Here is an 18,474-nt window from a genome sequence, read left to right as displayed (position 1 = left end):
CGAGTAGGAGTTTCACCCCTGATGACCAGCAGTAATCCGTCCGCCACTGACCCGGCTCCCCGGCCGAAGCGCCGCACGTTCAGCCCCGAGTACAAGCTGCGGATCGTCGCCGAGTACGACGCCGCGCCCGAGGGCGAGAAGGGTGCGGTCCTGCGCCGCGAGCGCCTGTACCACTCGCACGTCACCGAGTGGCGGGCCGCGCGCGACGCCGGGGCCCTGGAGAGGCTGGTCGACCACCGCACGAGCCCGGCCCGCCCGAAGAAGTCCGCCGCCGAGGCCGAGAACGAGAAGCTGCGCCGGCAGGTGGAACGGCTGGAGAAGGAACTCGCCCGGAACAAGGCCGCGCTGGAGGTCCTGGGAAAAGCGTCGGCGCTCTTGGAAATGATCTCCGAGAGCGCGGACTGACACACGCCGCCGACCCCGTCGTGGACGAGGCGTTCACCGCCGTCGAACACGAGTTGGGCACCACGGCCGCATGCCGGCTGACCGGCCGCTCCCGGGCCACCCACTACCGAAGACTGAAACCGCCGCCCGCGCGCCGGCCCCGATCTCCGCAGGTCCAGCCCTCCGCCCTGACGGCCGAAGAACGGCATGCGGTACTGGCCTTGATGAACAGCCCCGAGTACGCCGAGCTGCCGCCCGCGCAGATCTGGGCCCGCGAGCTGGACACCGGGCGCTACCACTGCTCGGTCTCCACGATGTACCGGATCCTGCGCGAGCGCGGGCAGTCGGGCGAGCGGCGCAGGCAGGCCACCCACCCGGCCAGGACGGTTCCCGAACTGGTCGCCACCGCGTCCTCGCAGGTGTGGTCGTGGGACATCACCAAGGCCGCCGGCCCCCGCAAGGGCATCTGGTATCACGCCTACGTCATCATCGACATCTTCAGCCGCTACATCGTCGGCCATACCGTCGAGCCGGTCGAATCGGCCGAACGGGCCGAGGAGTTGATCCGCGAGGCCATCGAGCGCAACGGCATCGTCCCCGAGACCGTGCACGCCGACCGCGGCACTTCCATGACCTCCAAGAAGGTCTCCCAGCTGCTGACCGACCTCGGCGTCACCAGGAGCCACTCGCGCCCCAAGGTCTCCAACGACAACCCTTACAGCGAGGCCCAGTTCAAGACCGTCAAGTACATGGCCGACTTCCCGCCGCGCTTCGATTCCCTGGCCCATGCACGTGAATGGTTCGACGCCTTCATCTCGTACTACAACCACGAGCACCGGCACTCGGGCATCGGCCTGCACACGCCCGCCAGCGTCCACTTCGGCACCGCCGAACAGGTCCGCGACCAGCGGGCCGTCACCCTCGCCGAGGCATACGCCCGGCATCCCGAACGCTTCGGACGCCGTCCCCGGCCGCCCGAGATACCGCAGACAGCATGGATCAACGACCCCAGCAAGCGCAGGGAACCCACACCACAAACCTCATAGCATCACGACCGTCTCACTGGACTTGAAATCTTCCGCGACGGCCTGGCCGGCGCACTGACCTTCGACGCCTACACCCCGGAGATCGGCCGCTACGGCACCGGCCGGGTGCTGGAGGCCGCCGAGGAGGTGTTCACCGCCGACTCCCGAGCGGTCGCCGCAGCCCTCCGCCACCTGCCAGCAGCCCAGGTCCACCCGACCGCGCTGGTCGCCGTCGGCATGCTCCACATCACCCAGGGCTTCTTCGGCCAAGAGGCGGGCGCCGCGTGGCTCGCCGAACACCCGAGCCGCCCAGCACCGGTCGAACGGGCGACCGCCAGCCAGGCCACCGCCTTGGCCAGCCTCACCGGCTGGCCCAGCGAGCTGGCCGAGGCCAAGCATGACCGCGCCCAGGCCCTGGGCGCCTACCAACTGCTGCTGCCCGAGGACGCCGACCGCACCTCCGTCGTGGAGTCCCTCCTGCACATGCACCACAACCGCCTGGTGGGCCTCGACCTCGACGCAGAGGCCGCCGCCCGCCGACTGGCCCGCCAACTCGCCCGCGCCCAACAGGAAGGGCAACGCCGATGACCGCCCTCGCCACCGAACGGTCGGCGGCACCGGGCTGGGCCCAGTCGCTCGACGCCGGCGCCCTCGGCCCGGTGCTCGCCCACATCGAGTACGCCCACACCGGCGACGGCGACTGGGCCACCGCCCACCGGCTTGCCGCCGCCACGGTCGCCGCGCCGATCAGCTCCGACCCCGCCACGACCGGGCTGTTCCACGGCGCCCCCGCCGTCGCGTTCACCCTGAACACGGCCGGACCCGGCGCCTACCAGCGGGCCCTGGCCGTCCTCGACCAGCATGTCGCCGACCTGACCCGCCACCGGCTGGAGGCTGCCCACGCCCGCATCGACGCCGGCCGCCTCGCCGAACTACGCGAGTGGGACCTGATCAACGGCCTGACCGGTATCGGCGCCCACCTGCTCGAACGCCACGGCGACACCCAGCAGGCCCGGGAAGTGCTGGCCTACCTCGTCCGCCTCACCGAGCCGGTCACGGTCAACGGCGAACAGCTGCCCGGCTGGTGGTCCGTCAACGGCCCGTCCGACACCCCCTCGCCCCGCTGGCCGGGCGGGCACGCCAACTTCGGCATCGCTCACGGCATCGCCGGTCCGCTGGCACTACTGTCGAGCGCGATGAGACGGGGCATCACCGTGGCCGGACAGCCCGAGGCGATCGAGCGGATCTGCGCCTGGCTGGACCGCTGGAGGAGCTACAGCCGGGCCCGCACCTGGTGGCCGGAGATGATCTCCCGCACCGAGTGGAGCGCCGAGGCCAGCCACCACCCGGGTCCGCAGCGGCCGTCCTGGTGCTACGGCACTCCCGGCTTGGCCCGAGCCCAGCAACTCGCCGGCCTCGCCCTCGCCGACCCACGACGCCAACGCGCCGCCGAGGACGCCCTGCTGTCCTGCGTCCGCGACCCGGTCCAGCTCTTCGACCTCTCCGACGCCACGCTCTGCCACGGCTGGGCCGGACTCCTGCTCACCACCTGGCGAGCCGCCGCCGACGCTGCCGACGACCGACTGGCAGCCGAACTGCCCCGCCTCGCCGCCCGCTTCGACCAGCACCTCCACCGCGCCGGGATGCCCGCCGAGACCGGCCTGCTCGAAGGCACCACCGGCATCGACCTGGTCCGCCACACCACCGCCACCGAGCCCCCCACCCGCTGGGACGCCTGCCTCCTGCTGGCCGGCTGACCTCTAACGAACGAAGGAGCACGATGAACACCGCAGCCCCCGCCACACCCGAGCACCTGCGCGAGCGCATGGTCGACACCATCGCGGCCACCCACCACCTCACCCCCGCGGTCGAGGAAGCGATGCGCACCGTCCCCCGGCACGAGTTCGTCCCCGACGCCACCGCCGAGGACGCCTACAAGGACATCGCCGTCACCATCAAGGACAACCCCGCCGGCGGCCTCCCGCTCAGCTGCGCCTCCGTGCCCTCGCTCGTCGCCGACATGCTGGTCCAACTCGACGTCCACCCCGGCGACCGCATCATCGAGATCGGCGCCGGCACCGGCTACAACGCCGCCCTCCTCGCCCGCCTGACCGGCCCGACCGGCCACGTCGCAACCGTCGACATCGACGAGGACGTCACCGCCCACGCCCGCCACACCCTCGCCGCCACCGGCAACAAGGACGTCGTCGTGATCACCGGCGACGGCGGCCTCGGCGCCCCCGCCCACGGCCCGGCCGCCCGGATGATCGTCACCGTCGGCGCCTGGGACATCCCGCCGGCCTGGTGGGACCAACTCGCCACCGGCGGCCGCCTCGTCGTCCCGCTCCGCTGGCGCGGCACCACCTACAGCATCGCCTTCGTCCGCCACGGCGACCGGATGGTCTCCGACACCATGGAACTGTGCGGCTTCGTCCCCATGATCGGCCAGGACGGCGAGCACACCGCCACCATCGACCCCGACGGCCTGATCTCCCTCTACTGGGACGCCGACCAGCCCATCGACCCTACCGCCCTGGCCGGCGTCCTCGACCAGCCCTCCACCCAGACCGGCTCCGGCGTGCTGATCCGCGGCGACGAGTCCTTCGACGGCGTCTGGCTGCGTCTGGCCGCCACCGACCCCGCCACCTGCCGCATCGCCGCCGACCAGGCCGCCATCGACAGCGGCCTGATCAAGCTCGTGATCCCCACCCGAACCCCGGCCCTTGCCGAGGGCACCTCCCTCGCGTACCTCACCATCACCCGCACCGAGACCGAGGACCCGGCCCGCTGGGAACTCGGCGCCACCGGCTACGGCCCCGTCGGCCCCCAGCTCGCCGACCGCCTGACCGACGCCATCCGCGCTTGGTCCAAGGACCGCAAGGCCCGCCCGATCACCACGATCCACCCGGCCGGCACCCCCGACGATCGGGTTGACGGTTACGTCATCGACAAGCCCGGTACTCGGGTGACTTTCGCGTACTGATCCACCACCACGACGACCTGCGGGCCTGACAAACCCGCAGGCTGGTCCATCGGACGCATCAGCTCCTGCTGCGGCTTCCGCGCTTGTTCTTCCGCCGGGGGAGCACGTAGAGCACGAACTCGTCCGCCAGCAGGAGCACGCGGACGAGGAGCCCCGTCACCGTCTCGGTGACTCGCCACGGAACGGATGCGCCTGACCGGACGACAGTGGGTTTGCGCGGAGAGTTCTTCACGTTGGTTCCCTACGGCTCATGGGACTCGTCCTGCACGGTCGTCCGGGGGACTGCGACAGCCGGGGGCCTTCGCCTGGTGATCCGAGACTCCAGTGGGCGGCTGATCCGGACCGGCGCAACGAGTCGTGGCGGTCGGTTCGGATGTCAGGAAGCTCTTGACAGGGCGAGGACGACGTTGTGGCCACCGAAGCCGAAGGAGTGGCTGACGGCCGTCTCCACCTGCTGATCGCGCGGTTGTTTGGTGACGCAGTCGATGTCGAACTCGGGCGCGGGGGCGGTCAGGTTGGCGATCGGCGGGATGCGGCGGTGCTGGAGGGTGAGCACGGTGAGGGCCGCCTCGATGGCGCCGGCCGCCCCGCAGCTGTGCCCCAGGACGCCCTTGGGCGCGGTGACGCTGGGGCGGTGCGGCAGCACGCGGGCGATCAGGGCTGCTTCGCCGGCGTCCCCGAGCGGGGTAGAGGTGCCGTGCGCGTTGACGTGGTCGACATCGTGCGGGGCCAGTCGCGCCTCTGTCAGGGCGGCGCGCAGTGCTTTCTCAGCGCCGTTGGCGTCCTGCGCCGGTGCCGTGGGGTGGTAGGCGTCCGAGGCGCTGCCGCAGCCCACGAGCAGAGCGCGCGGGCGGATGCCGCGCGCGGCGGCGTCTTCGGTGCGTTCCAGGACGAGGACGGCAGCGCCTTCGCCCAAGACGAAGCCGTCGCGGTCGGCGGCGAAGGGCCGGGATGCTCCGGTGACCGTGTTGGTGCGCTGGGAGAGAGCGCCCATGCGCCAGAAACCGGTGGTCGTCAGCCGGCTGATGGGCGCTTCTGCGGCTCCTGCAAGCGCGACATCGCATTGGCCGGTGAGCAGTAGGTCACGGGCTACGGTGATGGCGGTGGCGCCAGAGGCACAGGCGGTAGCCGGGGCCATGCTGGGCCCGTGGGCCTTGAGATCGATGGAGACCTCGCCGGCGGCCATGTTCGGGATGATCAGCGGAATGGTGAGGGCGGAGACCATGTCAGCGCCCAGTTCCTCCAGACGTCTGCCCTGTTCTTCCCGCTCCGTGGCTCCTCCGAGCCCGCAGCCGATGACGACGGCGACCCGGTCGCCGTTCCATGCTCGCGGATCGAGGCCGGCGTCGCGTACGGCCTCGCGTGCGGCGAGCACCGCGAACTTCGCGTACCGCGCCATGCGCCAGGCGGTGCGTCCGACGCGCTGGTCGAGGGCGTCCTGCGAGAGGGGGAGGCGGCAGGAGAAGTCGACGGGCAGGCCGGTGAGCGCTGGGTCGGGTCCCGCAGTGCTCACACCGGCGCAGACCGCGTTCCAGGTGGCATCGACGCCTTCTCCCGCTGGGGTGAGCAGGCCGAGCCCGGTGATTGCCACGGGTGCTGTCATGGCGACGTCACCGCTCCTGCGCGCAGGGCGTCGATGTGGTCAGCGACCTCGGCGACGGTGGTGGTGCGGGCGGCGTACTCCTTGTCGATCTTCACGCCGCAGCGTTCGTGCAGGAGGAGCACGAACTCCGCGAGGGCCAGGGAGTCCAGCTCCAGCCGCTCCAGGGTCGCCTGGGGGTGGATCTCGTTCTCCGGTACGCGGAAGGCGGTGGTCAGGAGGGAACGGATGGCGTCGTAGGTTTCCGACACGGTGATTCCTTGCTGTTGTCCAGGGCGGGCGGTGCGGTTCGGGTCAGCTCGTCCAGACCGTCGTCGAACCCGATCGGCGGCTCGAACCGCAGGTCGCGGCGGGCCGCGGTGAGGTCGAAATGGTGAGGGTGCAGCATTTCGGCGACCAAGAGCCGGCTCAGGGCGTGGGTGCGACGACTGCGGGTCAGGCGCAGGTACGCCTCGCCGACGGTTGCGGTAGCTGTTGCCAGGCGCGGCGGCACGGTGCGCCAGCGGGCGTTGATGCCGGCTGCCTGCAGGAGGCGCAGGGTGATCTCGCGCAGGGGGCGCGGGTCGTCCTGGCCGATGAAGTAGACGCGGCCGCCCGCTTGGCGGGGCTGCTGGAGGGCGTCCAGGGCGAGGAGGTGGGCATGGGCGGCGGTGCGGACGTGGGTGGTGTCGATCAGGTTGTTGCCCTCGCCGGGCATCAGCAGGTGCCCGGCGCGGACGGCGCGGGCGAGGGCGGGGGCGAAGTGCGGGTCCCCGGGGCCCCAGATGATGTGCGGGCGCAGCGCGAGGGTGGCCAGTTTGGGGCTGTGGGCGGCCAGGACGAGCGCCTCGGCCTCGGCTTTGGTGCGGGTGTAGGCGGCCAGGTGGCGGCGAGGGTAGGGCAAGTCCTCGTTGACGCCTTCCAAGCCGCCGGGTCGGAAGACGACGCTGGCCGTCGACGTGTGGACCAGCGCGGGAACGCTTTGCACGCGGCAGGCGGCGATCACGTTCAGCGTCCCGGTGACATTGGCTCGCCAGTACGGGCGCAGCGGGCCGCTCGCACCCGCGAGCGCCGCGCTGTGGACCACGGCCTCGCAGCCGGCCGCCGCGCGCGAGAGCAGTGCGAGATCGGCGGTGTCAGTGATGTCGACCTGGTACTGGCGCACGCCGAGGTTTGCGAGTTCGGCGCTCGGCCGGCGGCTGATGGACACCGTCTGTGAGCCGCGCGCGATCAGCTGCCGGCAGATCTCCAACCCGAGGAAACCGCTGCCACCGGTGACCAGGACCTTCACCGGGTCCTCCTGCGCAGGCGCTTGGCGGCCCAGGCGGCCAGGCGGGGACGGTCGATCTTGGAGTTGTGCCGGGGATCGGTGGGAAAACCGGGATGGAGCAGCAGAGCACCGATCCGGTGGCCTTCCGGATGGCTGCGCAGAGCTGTGCGTACGGCGTCCAGAGCGGTGGCGCGGGGAGCAGAGGGTAGGGACTCCACGCACAGGACGGGTTCCTGGCTTCCGGCCGGACCGAGACCGACCAGGGCGGTGCGCCGGACGCCGGGGGTGGTGTCGGCCAGGGTCTCGATGTCCTCGGTGGTCAGGGTGAAGCCGGAGCCGGTCACGAGGTGGGCTTTGCGGCCGAGGAACCAGAGCTGTCCCTGGTCGTCCAGTCTGCCCATGTCACCGGTGCGGTGCAGCACACCACGGCTGGTGGTGATCTTGGCTGTGGCGTCGGCGTCGGGGCGGCCGTGGTAGGCGGGGCTCACGGTGGGGCCGGAGACGGCGATTTCGCCGAGCCCGGTGGCGTCGGCGTCCAGGATCTGGGGCTGCATGCCGGGCAGGGGGTGGCCCAGGCAGGTGCCGGTGTGCCCGGGGGGCGGCTGGATGGCCGCGGTGCGCAGGTCGTGGTCGGTGATGGCTGAGACGGGCAGGCATTCGGTGGCGCCGTAGACGCTGCGGAGCTTCGTGTCGTGAGGCAGGGCCCTGCGGAGCGCGTCGGCGAGTCGGGGGCGCAGGGGGGCACCGAAGGACAGGGCCTGGCGGGCGGAGGGCAGGCGCACGTCGTGGCGGGCGCAGTGCCCGGCGATCAGGGTGAGGACGGCGGGCGAGGCGGCGATGGTGGTGACCTGGTGCCGGAGGATGGGGTCGATCAGTCCCTGTGGGGGTGTGCGGGCCGGCGCCAGGTGGTTCACGGCCGGGGTGACAGTGGTCAGGCCCAGGAGCGGTCCGAACAGCACCAGTGGCAGGAACCCTGCGAGGAGTACGTCACCGGGCCGGGGGGCTAGCAGCGTGGCCAGGGCTTCGAGCTGTCCAGCCAGGGTGGCGTAGCGGTATTCCGCGCCTTTGGGTCTTCCGGTGGATCCGGAAGTGAAGGCGATCATGGCGAGGTCATCGTCGGTCGGCTCCTCCTGCTGCCAGGGTGGTCCGTCGGCGTCCGGTGTGTGGACCGCCAGCCGCCGGCCGAGGGCGAGGCGCTGTCCGGGGAAGGAAGGGCCAGTTACCAGGGGCAGACGGACGTGGCCGCGGCCCCAGCCCAGAACACGGCGTCCCAGGTGTGCAAGGGGTTCGCCGATGAAGAGGTCCGGGGCGATCTCCCGCAGACAGCGGCCCACTTCGGCGCGAGGCTCGATCAGCGTGGGGACCGCGCCGATCGACCACAGGGCGTAGGTGATGGTCGTGAGGTCGTAGGCGTCGCGGGTCATGACGACGGCCTTGTGGCCGGGGCGGGCGCCGGCTGTGCGCAGGGCTGCCGCGGTGATCCGGCAGCCCTGAAGCAGTTGGCCCCGCGTGATGGTGCGGGATGATCCGGGACGGCAGCTGATGAGCGCGGTGGCGTCGGGTTCTTCGGCCAGGCGTGCCAGCCGGGCGAAGACGTCGGGTGCGGTCACGGTCATCGGGATCCCTGCAGGAAGTCGCGGATGTGGCCGCTGAGTTCGTCGGCGGCGTCTTCCATCACGAAGCGCCCGGCGTCATGGAAGCGGTGGATGACGGCGTGGGGGAACCGGCGGGCCCACTCCTGCAGCACCATCGGGGTGAACACCGGGTCGCGCATCCCCCAGCCGATGAGGAGCGGGAGGGCGGCCAGGTCGGCGGCCGGTGTGGGGGGTTCGAGTAGTCGCCACAGCGGGTCCGCGGCGTTCTGCGGGATCGCGCGGACGGCATCGGTGATCACCTGGCGTTCGGTGCGGCGGGCACAGGGCCGCAGGTAGGCGCGGCGTTCGCGGGCGTGGAGCGGGTGGTGGACACCGGCGTGCACGGCGATGCGCGCGAAGGCGTTGGTGCGGTGGACGGCGTCGGCCACGCCTTGGTGGTCGCGGATCCAGCGTAGGTAGAACGGCAGTTGGTAGCCGGCGGGCCAAGGGAAGGCAAGGGTGTTGCAGATGACCAGGCGGGCCACGACCCCCGGGTGACGTAGGGCCCAGGCGATGCCGAGCGGTCCGCCCCAGTCGTGCAGGACCAGTGTCCAGCCTTGTCCCGGAACGCCTGCGGTTTCCACCAGGTGGCGGTAGAGGGCATCGAGGTGGTCCAACTGCGTTTGGTGGAAGCCCTGCCCGCGCTGGGCGGGGGTCAGCGGGCGGGAGAGTCCGAAGCCCGCAAGGTCCGGTGCCAGGCAGCGCGCGTGCGGGGAGAGCGAGCCGAGGAGCTTGCGCCAGGCGTAGCTCCAGGACGGGTTGCCGTGCAGGAACAACACAGGGTCCCCGGCGCCGAGGTCGAGGTAGTGCTGGCCGGTATCGGCTACGCGCCGCCAGTGGCGTGGTAGCGGGTAGCCGGGCAGCAGCCGCTGCACAGCCGCGTCCCGGGCCGGCGATGTGGGAGAGCCGGGGGCGTGGTCGGGTTCGGTGGTCACCATCGGATCAGCGCCAGACCGAAGCTGAAGCCACTGGCCAGGCCGAGCATCGCCACGGTGTCGCCCGGTTCGATGCGGTCGGCCTCCCTGGCCTTGACCAGTTGCAGGGGGAGTGAGGCTGCGGCGCAGTTGCCGTGCTCGGCGACTGCGGGCATGCACCGGTTCTCGGGGAGGGAGAACCGGTCGAGCGTCTCGTGGTACTGCGGCATGGCGATCTGGTGGAAGGCGATGAAGGCGCCGGCCCGTGCTGCCCGGAGTTCGCTTCCGGCGGAGGCCACGATCCGCGGCAGGACATCGAGTACGCCTTGGCGCAGGTCTCCGTTCAGGCGCAGTGTGCTGTGGTCGTCATGTGTGGAGCGTGGGTGCATGGTTCCCCCGCTGGCCACGGTGCAGGCGTCCCACACGGCCGAGTTGGCGGCGAACCGCACGGCCAGGACGCCGGGGTCCTTCTCGCCGGCGGGGCCGGCGGTGAGCACCATTGCCGCGCCCGCGTCGGAGACGGTGTAGCCGGGCATGGCGCGCAACAGGGCCTGGCGGTCGGGGGCGTGCCAGCGGGTGGCCAGGGAGCCGACTTCTCCGCAGGCGATGAGGATCGTGCGGTAGCGGCCGGCGGCGATGAACGACTCGGCGACCTCCATGGCGTTGAGCACGCTGTTGCAGGCGTTCTTGACGTCGAACACCGGGCAAGAAGCGCCCAGTTTGGCGGCCACCAGATGTGAGGTGGCGGGTTCGATCAGGTCCTGTGCCGTAGCGGCGAACAGCAGCAGCTCGACATCGTCGATCTTCAGTCCGGCCTCGTCGAGGGCCTTACGGGCGGCGGTCACGGCCAGGTCGGAGGCATTCTCCCCGTCCTCGCGCACGTGGACCCCTCGGACCCCGGTGAGATCCTCCAGCAGCCCCGGCGGCGGGGCGTAACCACCGGTTTCGGCGATCTTGACGCGGATCTCGTCCATGGTGCGGTAGCGGGGCGGCAGGTGAGCGGCAACGGCCGTGATGCGGGCACGCGGAGCTTGGAGCACCGCATCACCGTAGCGGCGCCGGACATGTCACGGATCGGACGAAACACCTGGTGAGGACCTTCCACTCCAACGAGTGATCCGCGTTGGCTTTGTATGCCGACGGTCCTCTTGAATCCACGTCGAAGCCTCCAATCGGCGTGAAAAGGCGGGACCTGACGATGCGGCTCGAACGATCCGTGGCAGTGGTGGGCATCGGCTGCCGGCTGCCTGGGGGGATCACCGACCTGGACGGGCTGTGGTCCGTGCTGCGGGAGGGTCGGGACGTGGTTGGCGAGATGCCCGCCGACCGGTTTCCCAAGGACCGGATCGTCGACCCTGGGACCGTACGCCCCGGCCGCAGCTACACGGCCGCCGGAGGCTTCCTCACCGACGTCGCCTCGTTCGACGCCGGCTACTTCGGGATCTCCCCCAGGGAGGCTCGGCACATCGACCCGCAGCAGCGACTGCTACTGGAGATGGCTGCCGAGGCGCTCGACGACGCCGCCATCCCCGTCGAGGCACTGGCCGGGTCGGACACCTGCGTCTACGTGGGCGTCTCCGATCACGCCTACGGCACGCGCCTGATGGCGATGGGTGACCACACGAGTCCCCACACGATGCCCGGCGCCGTGTTGTCCATCACGGCGAACCGCCTCTCGTACGCCTTCGACCTGCGGGGGCCGAGCATGGCCGTCGACACTGCCTGCTCGTCGGCGCTGGTAGCCGTGGACCGCGCCTGCCGGACCCTGCGCGAGGGCTCCAGCCGTGTCGCCTTGGTCGGCGGTGTCAACGTCCTGACGAACCCCTATTCGTTCGCTGGGTTCAGCTACGCGGGCATGCTGTCGCGGAAGGGGCGCTGTGCGGCGTTCTCCGCCGACGCCGACGGCTACGTCCGTGCCGAAGGCGGCGCAGTGCTCGTCCTCAAGCGGCTGGCGGACGCGATGGCGGACGGGGACCGCATCCACGCCGTACTGGCAGCCACCGCCAACAACACCGACGGCCGCACCAACGGCATCACCCTGCCCAGCGCCACCGCGCAGGAGGAACTACTGCGGTCGGTCTACGCCGAGGCCGGGATCGGCGCGGACGATCTGGTGTGCTTCGAGGCACACGGCACCGGCACCCCGGTCGGGGACCCGGCAGAGGCCGAGGCTATCGGCCGGGCACTTGGCCGCCACCGCAGCACCGGCCTGCTTCCGGTCGGCTCGGTCAAGACGAACCTGGGCCATCTCGAATCCGCCTCGGGGATGGCGGGCCTGCTCAAGGCGATCCTGGTGCTGCGCCACCGGGTGGCGCCGGCGTCCTTGCACGCCCTCCCGCTCAATCCGGCGATCGACTTCGACGGCCTGGGCCTGGCACCGACCGTCGACCCTGTCCGGCTGCGCGGCGGGGAACGGGCCGCGGTGGGGGTGAACTCCTTCGGCTTCGGCGGAGCCAACGCCCACGCCATCGTCACCGCGCCCCCCGCGCCCCCCGCGCCCCGCGAGGCCGACGTCCCGGCGGCACCGCACGCGCGCCGAGTGCCGCTGATCGTCTCCGCTCGCTCGCCCAAGGCGCTGCAGCAGGCGGTCACCCGTATGGTCGAGCGCTTGCGCGACACGCCGCCTGCCGAGTTCTACGACCTTGCCTACACCAGTACCGTGCGCCGCAGCGCACACTCGCACCGGGCCGCCGTACTGGCCGCCGCCCCGGACGACGCCGCCCGGGAGCTGGCGCGACTGGCCGCCGGAGATCCCGCCCACGGAGCGAGCGTGCGCGTAAGCGGGCGGGAGGGAATCGCCTTCGTCTACTCAGGCAACGCCTCCCAGTGGCCGGGCATGGCCGCCGACCTGCTGGCGCAGGAGGCGGTCTTCCGCGAGACCGTCGAGGAGGCCGACGCGGCCCTGGCTCCGCACCTGGGGTGGTCGGTGTCCAAGGAACTGGCATATCCGTCCGCGCCTTCCTGGCAGCGCACGGAGGTGGCGCAGCCGGCCCTGTTCGCCGTTCAGGTGGGCCTGACCGCGCTGCTGGCCTCGCACGGACTGCGGCCGGCGGTGGTAGCCGGGCACAGCGTTGGTGAAGTGGCCGCCGCCTACGCCGCTGGTGCCCTGACGCTGGAGCAGGCGGCGCTGGTGATCGCGGAACGCAGCCGCACCCAGGGTGTTACGGCCGGGCGAGGCCGCATGGCCGCCGTGGGCCTGCCCGCCGTTCAGGCCCACGAGGAGCTGCTGCGTTTCGACGGGGCGCTGGAGATCGCGGGGATCAACAGCGACCGCGATGTGACCGTCGCCGGGTCCGCCGACGTGCTGGCCGTTTGGGGTGCCGAACTGGCCGGCCGCGGCGTCTTCTTCCGCGAGCTGGACCTGGACTACGCCTTCCACAGCAAGACCATGGATCCGATCGAGGAGCCGCTGCGCACTGCATTGGCGGGCCTGGCTCCCGCCGCCGCCCGGGTGCCGTTCGTCTCCACCGTCACCGGCACTGTTCTGGACGGGCAGGACCTGGACGCAGAGTATTGGTGGCGCAACGTCCGCGAGCCCGTTCGTTTTGCCGAAGCCGCAGCATGCATCGCGGCCGAGCACACCGACATCGTCGTCGAGATCGGCCCGCACCCGGTGCTGCGCCCTTACCTGCGCCGCACCAGTGCCACCTGCGTCCCCACCCTGCACCGCGACGGAGACGGCCCCCGCGAGAGCGCGGCGGCGGTCGCCGCGCTACTCGCTTCCCGTTCCACAGCCGACTGGCAGCTCCATTTCCCCCGCCCGGGCCGCGTGGTCGACCTTCCCGCCTACCCGTGGCAGCACGAGCGGTACTGGCACGGCACCCCGTACGACCTGATCGCCGGCACCGGTGGCAGTGGCGAGTTGGACCACCCGCTGCTGGGTGAGCGGATGCCCGCCCCGCACCCGGTATGGCACGGCACCGTCGAGCCGCAGCTGGTCCCTTGGCTGGGCGACCACCGGATCGTGGGCACTGTGCTGATGCCCGCCGCTGGCTACGTGGAGATGGCACTGAGCGCCGGCCGACGAGTACTGGACCGCCCGGTGGAGGTGCGGCACCTGGAAGTCAGCCGCATGCTGCCCCTGCGGTGGCCCGACCCCACACCGGTCGCTCTGCAGACCGCCCTCACGCCCGAGGACGGCGCTCTGACCATCAGCGTCCGCGAGGAGCATGGCGGCGAGTGCCAGCCTGTCGTGCGCGCCCAGCTGCGTACCATGCTCGGCTCTGCACCCGCCCCGCTCGATGTTCCCATGATCCGAGCACGCTGCCCACGCCCGCTGGACGGCCCCGGGTTCTACCAGATGGGCCGCGGAGTCAAGCTGGACGTCGGCCCGGCCTTCCAACTCATCGACCACATCCATGTCGGAGAAGAGGAGCTGCTCCTCTCCTACAGGCTCCGACACTCCACCGACGCCTACACGGCCCACCCGGTCCTGCTGGACGCACCGCTGCAGGCCACCATTGCGTTGGACGACCCGCAGGCGGAACCCGCCGTCTTTCTGCCGTCCAAGTTCGGGGCCGTACGTGTGTGGCGAACCCCCGCACTCACCGGCATCGTGCACCTGCGCCGCCGGCACCGCAGCGTCAACGAGGTCTGCTGGGACATCACCTACGCCGACCACGACGGCACCGTCACCATCGAGATCGACGGCTGCCGCACCCGGCGGAGCCATCTGTCCGAACACACCCCGCTGACCATCCAGCACACGGTGCTCCGGGCAGCCCCCCACCCAGCCGCTCCCGTCGCACCGTCCCCGCTCCCCTCGCCCTCGGAGGTTGCCCGAGCGGCAGAGCCGCGCATCGCCGCGGCCCGGATCGCCCTGGACAGCGTCGGCCACCGACTGTTCCTCGGCGCGGCCGAACTGGTTGGCGCACACTGCTGGGCAGCCGCGCTGCGCGGCCTGCTCACCGACCCCGCGGCCCCCTTCGCGATGCAGGACCTGCTGGCCGGCGGCCTCCAGCCCCAACACCGGCGCCTGGTGCGGCTGATGATGCCGCTCTTGGCCGAGCACGGACTCGTCCAGCCTGTCACAGACACCTGGCAGCTGACCGACACCGAGTTCCGCCCCGAGCAGCTGCTACGCGAACTGCTGGAGAACCATCCCGGGTTCAGTGCCGAGGCGCTGCTGCTCAACCGGCAGTTGCGCCACCTGTCCGACGTCCTGCGCGGACGCGTCAACGCGCTGGAGCTCCTGCCGGCCGGCGACAGCATGTACGAGCAACTGCGCGAGACTGGTCCCTCGCACCGCTTCACCCACCGTGCCGTCCAGGCGCTGCTCGGCGACCTCGTCAGCCGCTGGCCCGCCGACCGCCCGCTGCACGTCCTTGAGGTGGGCGCGGCCACCCCCGCGCTGACGGCCACCGTACTGCCCCTGCTGCCGGCCGACCGGACCCGCTACACCTGCACGGCCGCCACCCAGGCCGGCGTCACCCGGGCCGAGAACCGCTTCGCCTCGTACGACTTCGTCGACTACCGCGTCGTCGACCTGAACACTGGTCTGGCCGATCAGGGGCTGCCCAGGGCTGGCTTCGACCTCATCCTCGCGGACGACGCACTGCACGCCACCGCCGATCTGACCACCACACTGCGACACCTGCACGCCCTGCTGGCGCCCGGCGGATACCTGCTGGCCGCTGAACCCCACCATGTGCCGCTGCAAGCACTGCTGTTCGGCGCTCACGACGAGTTCTGGCAGCGCGGCGACCGCGCCCTGCGTCCCGACTCCCGTGTCCTGGTCCGCGATCGATGGGTACCGCTGCTGGAGCAGTGCGGTTTCCCCCATGCGGTGCGGACCGACACCGAGGACCGCACCGTTCTGCTGGCGGCCCGCGACCACGGCGACGACGGTCGGCCCGTCGTCTCCTCGCCGGCCCCCGGTACCGCCTGGCTGGTCGCCACCGAGGGCGGCACGGAGCTGCCGACGGCCCAGGCACTGGCTGCTCTGCTCGGCGACGCCACCGTCGTCCCCGTGTCCGACGAGACCAGCGCCTGGACCGAGGTCCTGTCCTCAAGCCGCTGCCCGCGGATCGCCCTGCTGCTCGGCGAAGGCGGAGGTGAACCCGGCCGGCCGGAGACCGTCGGCCTGACCACCCACCGCGCCGCCGTCCTGCGCGCCCTGGCCACCGCCTGCGAGAGCCTGCAGAGCGGTGCAACGCCCCACGTCTGGCTGATCACCCGCCCCACCGGTCTGTTCCCCGCGCCGGAGCTGCCCTCGCACCCTCAGGACGCGGCCGTCTGGGTGGCCTGCCGTACCCTCGCCAACGAGCGGCCGGACCTGCGGATGTCCCGCATCTCCTGCCACCGCACCGGCGACCCGGCCATCGACGCGCACCGCCTGGCCGCCGAACTCCTGGGCATGACCGGCGACGACCGTCAGGAGGACGAGATCGTCCTCACCGCCCAAGGCCGCTTCGTGCCCCGGCAGATCCAGCACCCGGCGGGCGAACCGCCCGCCGTCCCCGCCAGCACGCCGTTCCTGCTGGAGGCCCGCGACCCGAGCCTGCGACGGCGGTTGACCTGGCGTCAGGCACAGATCCCCGAACCCGGACCGGGTGAGGTGGCTATCGAGGTGCGGGCGGTGGCCCTGAACTACCGCGACACCCTGCGGGCCAACGGCCTCCTGCCGCCGGAAGCGGGAGAGCACGGCCACTCCGGCGACGGACTGGGCAACGACGGCGCGGGGATCGTTCACGCGGTGGGAGCGGGCGTGGGCCACCTGAAGCTCGGCGACCGCGTCTGCGGCTTCGTCCCGGCCGCCCTGGCCTCGCACGCCACCACCCCTGCCCACGCTCTCATCCGGATCCCGGAGGCGATGAGCTTCGCGGAGGCGGCGACGCTGCCCGTCGCCTTCCTGACCGTCCATCACACCCTGGTCGACCAGGCACGCCTGGCCCCCGGGGAGACGGTGCTCGTCCACGGTGGGGCCGGCGCCGTGGGCCTGGCCGTGCTGCAGTGCGCGCGGGCCTGCGGCGCCCGCGTCATCGCCACCGCCGGAACCGAAACCAAGCGCGACCTGCTGCGGTCCCTGGGTGCCTGGCACGTCCTCGACTCCCGCAGCCTGGACTTCGTCCCACAGGTGCGGGAGCTGACCGGCGGGCAAGGCGTCGACGTCGTGGTCAACTCGCTCAGCGGAGAGGCCATCGCCTACGGTCTGGACCTGCTGCGCCCCAACGGCCGGTTCATCGAACTCGGCAAACGGGACATCCTCCTCAACAACCCGCTGACGCTGCGTCCCTTCCACAACAGCCTGACCTTCACCGGCTTCAACCTCGACGCCATGAGCGACGATCCCGTGCGCGGCCCGCGCCTGGTCACCGACGTCGCCGCACAGATCACCCGCGGCACCTACCGGCCGCTGCCCCACACGATCTACCCCGCCGCACGGGTCGACGAAGCCTTCCGGCTCCTGCAGCACTCCCGGCACATCGGGAAGGTCGTCATCTCCTTCGATGCGCTGGACGAGCCCGTCCCCGTCGAACCGGCCCCCGGCATCATCGCCCTGGACCCCGCCGGCACCTACCTGATCACCGGTGGACTGAGCGGACTCGGCGCCGCCACCGCCGACTGGCTGGCCGACCACGGCGCCCGACACCTGGCCCTGCTCTCCCGCCGCGGCCCACAGGCGCCCGAAGCACCGGCCCTCCTCGCCCGGCTCACCGAGCGGGGCGTGCACGCCACTGCCCATGCCGTGGACGTCACCGACCGGGCCGCACTACGCGAGGTCATCGACGCCGTCGATGCCACCGGACACCCGCTACGCGGCGTCGTCCACGCCGCGATGCACATGGACGACGCGCCGCTGTCACAGCTCACCGACGACCGCTTCGCCGCCGTCCTGGCCCCCAAGGTCACCGGAGCGGCACTGCTGGACCAGCTCACCGCCGACCGCGAGCTGGACCTGTTCCTCGGCTACTCCTCGGTCTCCGCCGCCATCGGCAACCCCGGCCAGTCCGCCTACGCGGCGGCCAACGCCTACCTGGAAGCCCTCGCCCGCGCCCGGCGAGCCGCCGGACGACCGGGCACGGCCCTGGCTTGGGGGCCGATCGGCGAGACCGGGTACGTCGCCCGCCACGCCATGGAAGCCGCCATGGCCGAACGCGGCCTCGAGCTCCTGACCCCGGCAGAGGCCCTGAACACCGCCGACCGCCTTCTGGCCGCCCGCACCGACGTCGCGGGCGCGGGCCGCTACCGCTGGGGCGCCGCACGCCAGTTGCTGCTGGCGCTGGCCGCACCGCGCTTCTCCCTCTTGGCGCCGGCGTCTTCGGCGGCCGCCGCGGACGCCGGCGGCGACCTCCGCCGGGCCCTGGCCGACCGACCTGCGGACGAGGCCCTGCACACGATCACCGACCGGCTCGCCCACCTCCTCGCCGAAGTCCTCCAGACCGATCCGACCGACCTGGACCCCGCCCGCCCCCTCACCGACCTCGGACTCGACTCCCTGCTCGGCACCCAGTTCCTGGTCAAGGCCCGCGACCTCTTCGCCGTCCGCCTCACACCGGCCGACCTGGCCACCGGCCGCACCCTGTCCCACCTCGCCCGCCTGATCCAACAACGGCTTGACCTTCGCACGGGTGAGGCGGAGTAGGGAGAAAAACAGGAACGCCGTGCGCGGGCAGAACCTGCGTGGATGAGGGAGAGCCTGCCTGCGCAGCGAACGATGCCCGCGCGAGCTCGTCTCGGGTAGAG

Annotated in this window: 12 protein-coding genes; 6 read left to right on the top strand and 6 right to left on the bottom strand. The window is 71.7% G+C overall.

Annotated elements, in window-relative coordinates; all coding sequences use genetic code 11:
• The first annotated feature begins 21 nt into the window (after positions 1-21).
• From FHX73_RS44580 to fxlM, 5 genes are read left to right on the top strand one after another with little or no spacing between them, the layout of a single operon-like run.
• Positions 22-405 (top strand): transposase, encoded by a 384-nt coding sequence (locus tag FHX73_RS44580; protein ID WP_170304841.1) that lies wholly within the window; start codon positions 22-24, stop codon positions 403-405.
• A gap of 20 nt (positions 406-425) precedes the next feature.
• Complete coding sequence (locus FHX73_RS12025; RefSeq protein WP_170304840.1) at positions 426-1,430, top strand: IS3 family transposase; 1,005 nt, start codon at positions 426-428, stop codon at positions 1,428-1,430.
• A 27-nt stretch (positions 1,431-1,457) separates the two neighbouring features.
• Complete coding sequence (locus FHX73_RS12020) at positions 1,458-1,997, top strand: thiopeptide-type bacteriocin biosynthesis protein (RefSeq protein ID WP_145905001.1); 540 nt, start codon at positions 1,458-1,460, stop codon at positions 1,995-1,997.
• Positions 1,994-3,166 (top strand): lanthionine synthetase C family protein, encoded by a 1,173-nt coding sequence (locus FHX73_RS12015; protein WP_145905000.1) that lies wholly within the window; start codon positions 1,994-1,996, stop codon positions 3,164-3,166. Before FHX73_RS12020 ends, FHX73_RS12015 begins: the two co-directional genes overlap by 4 nt.
• Positions 3,167-3,189: 23 nt before the next feature.
• The gene (gene fxlM, locus FHX73_RS12010; RefSeq protein WP_145904999.1) at positions 3,190-4,392 is read left to right on the top strand and encodes a methyltransferase, FxLD system; all 1,203 of its coding nucleotides are present in this window, start codon (positions 3,190-3,192) and stop codon (positions 4,390-4,392) included.
• Between the two features lie 376 nt (positions 4,393-4,768).
• Here the strand turns inward: fxlM and FHX73_RS12005 are convergent, their stop codons facing one another.
• From FHX73_RS12005 to FHX73_RS11980, 6 genes are read right to left on the bottom strand one after another with little or no spacing between them, the layout of a single operon-like run.
• On the bottom strand, positions 4,769-5,995 hold the full coding sequence (locus FHX73_RS12005) for a beta-ketoacyl-[acyl-carrier-protein] synthase family protein (RefSeq protein WP_145904998.1): 1,227 nt from the start codon (positions 5,993-5,995) through the stop codon (positions 4,769-4,771).
• Entirely contained in the window at positions 5,992-6,243 is a 252-nt protein-coding gene (locus tag FHX73_RS12000) for an acyl carrier protein (protein WP_145904997.1), read from the bottom strand. Before FHX73_RS12000 ends, FHX73_RS12005 begins: the two co-directional genes overlap by 4 nt.
• Complete coding sequence (locus FHX73_RS11995; RefSeq protein ID WP_145904996.1) at positions 6,207-7,262, bottom strand: NAD-dependent epimerase/dehydratase family protein; 1,056 nt, start codon at positions 7,260-7,262, stop codon at positions 6,207-6,209. The genes FHX73_RS12000 and FHX73_RS11995 overlap by 37 nt, the downstream gene beginning before the upstream one ends.
• Positions 7,259-8,857, bottom strand: coding sequence for an AMP-binding protein (locus FHX73_RS11990; RefSeq protein ID WP_145904995.1), 1,599 nt, complete (start codon positions 8,855-8,857; stop codon positions 7,259-7,261). The genes FHX73_RS11995 and FHX73_RS11990 overlap by 4 nt, the downstream gene beginning before the upstream one ends.
• The gene (locus tag FHX73_RS11985; protein WP_246213477.1) at positions 8,854-9,750 is read right to left on the bottom strand and encodes an alpha/beta fold hydrolase; all 897 of its coding nucleotides are present in this window, start codon (positions 9,748-9,750) and stop codon (positions 8,854-8,856) included. Before FHX73_RS11985 ends, FHX73_RS11990 begins: the two co-directional genes overlap by 4 nt.
• A 56-nt stretch (positions 9,751-9,806) precedes the next feature.
• The gene (locus FHX73_RS11980; RefSeq protein ID WP_246213476.1) at positions 9,807-10,763 is read right to left on the bottom strand and encodes a 3-oxoacyl-ACP synthase III family protein; all 957 of its coding nucleotides are present in this window, start codon (positions 10,761-10,763) and stop codon (positions 9,807-9,809) included.
• Positions 10,764-10,987: 224 nt separating this feature from the next.
• Here FHX73_RS11980 and FHX73_RS11975 point away from each other — a divergent pair, with 224 nt between their 5' ends.
• Positions 10,988-18,373: a type I polyketide synthase gene (locus tag FHX73_RS11975; protein ID WP_145904992.1), complete on the top strand. Its 7,386-nt coding sequence runs from the start codon at positions 10,988-10,990 to the stop codon at positions 18,371-18,373.
• Positions 18,374-18,474: the final 101 nt, after the last annotated feature.

This window comes from Kitasatospora viridis (assembly GCF_007829815.1).
Lineage (GTDB): Bacteria > Actinomycetota > Actinomycetes > Streptomycetales > Streptomycetaceae > Kitasatospora > Kitasatospora viridis.
Note: the sequence above shows the minus strand (reverse complement) of the source record. Positions and strands in the feature narration are given on the sequence as shown.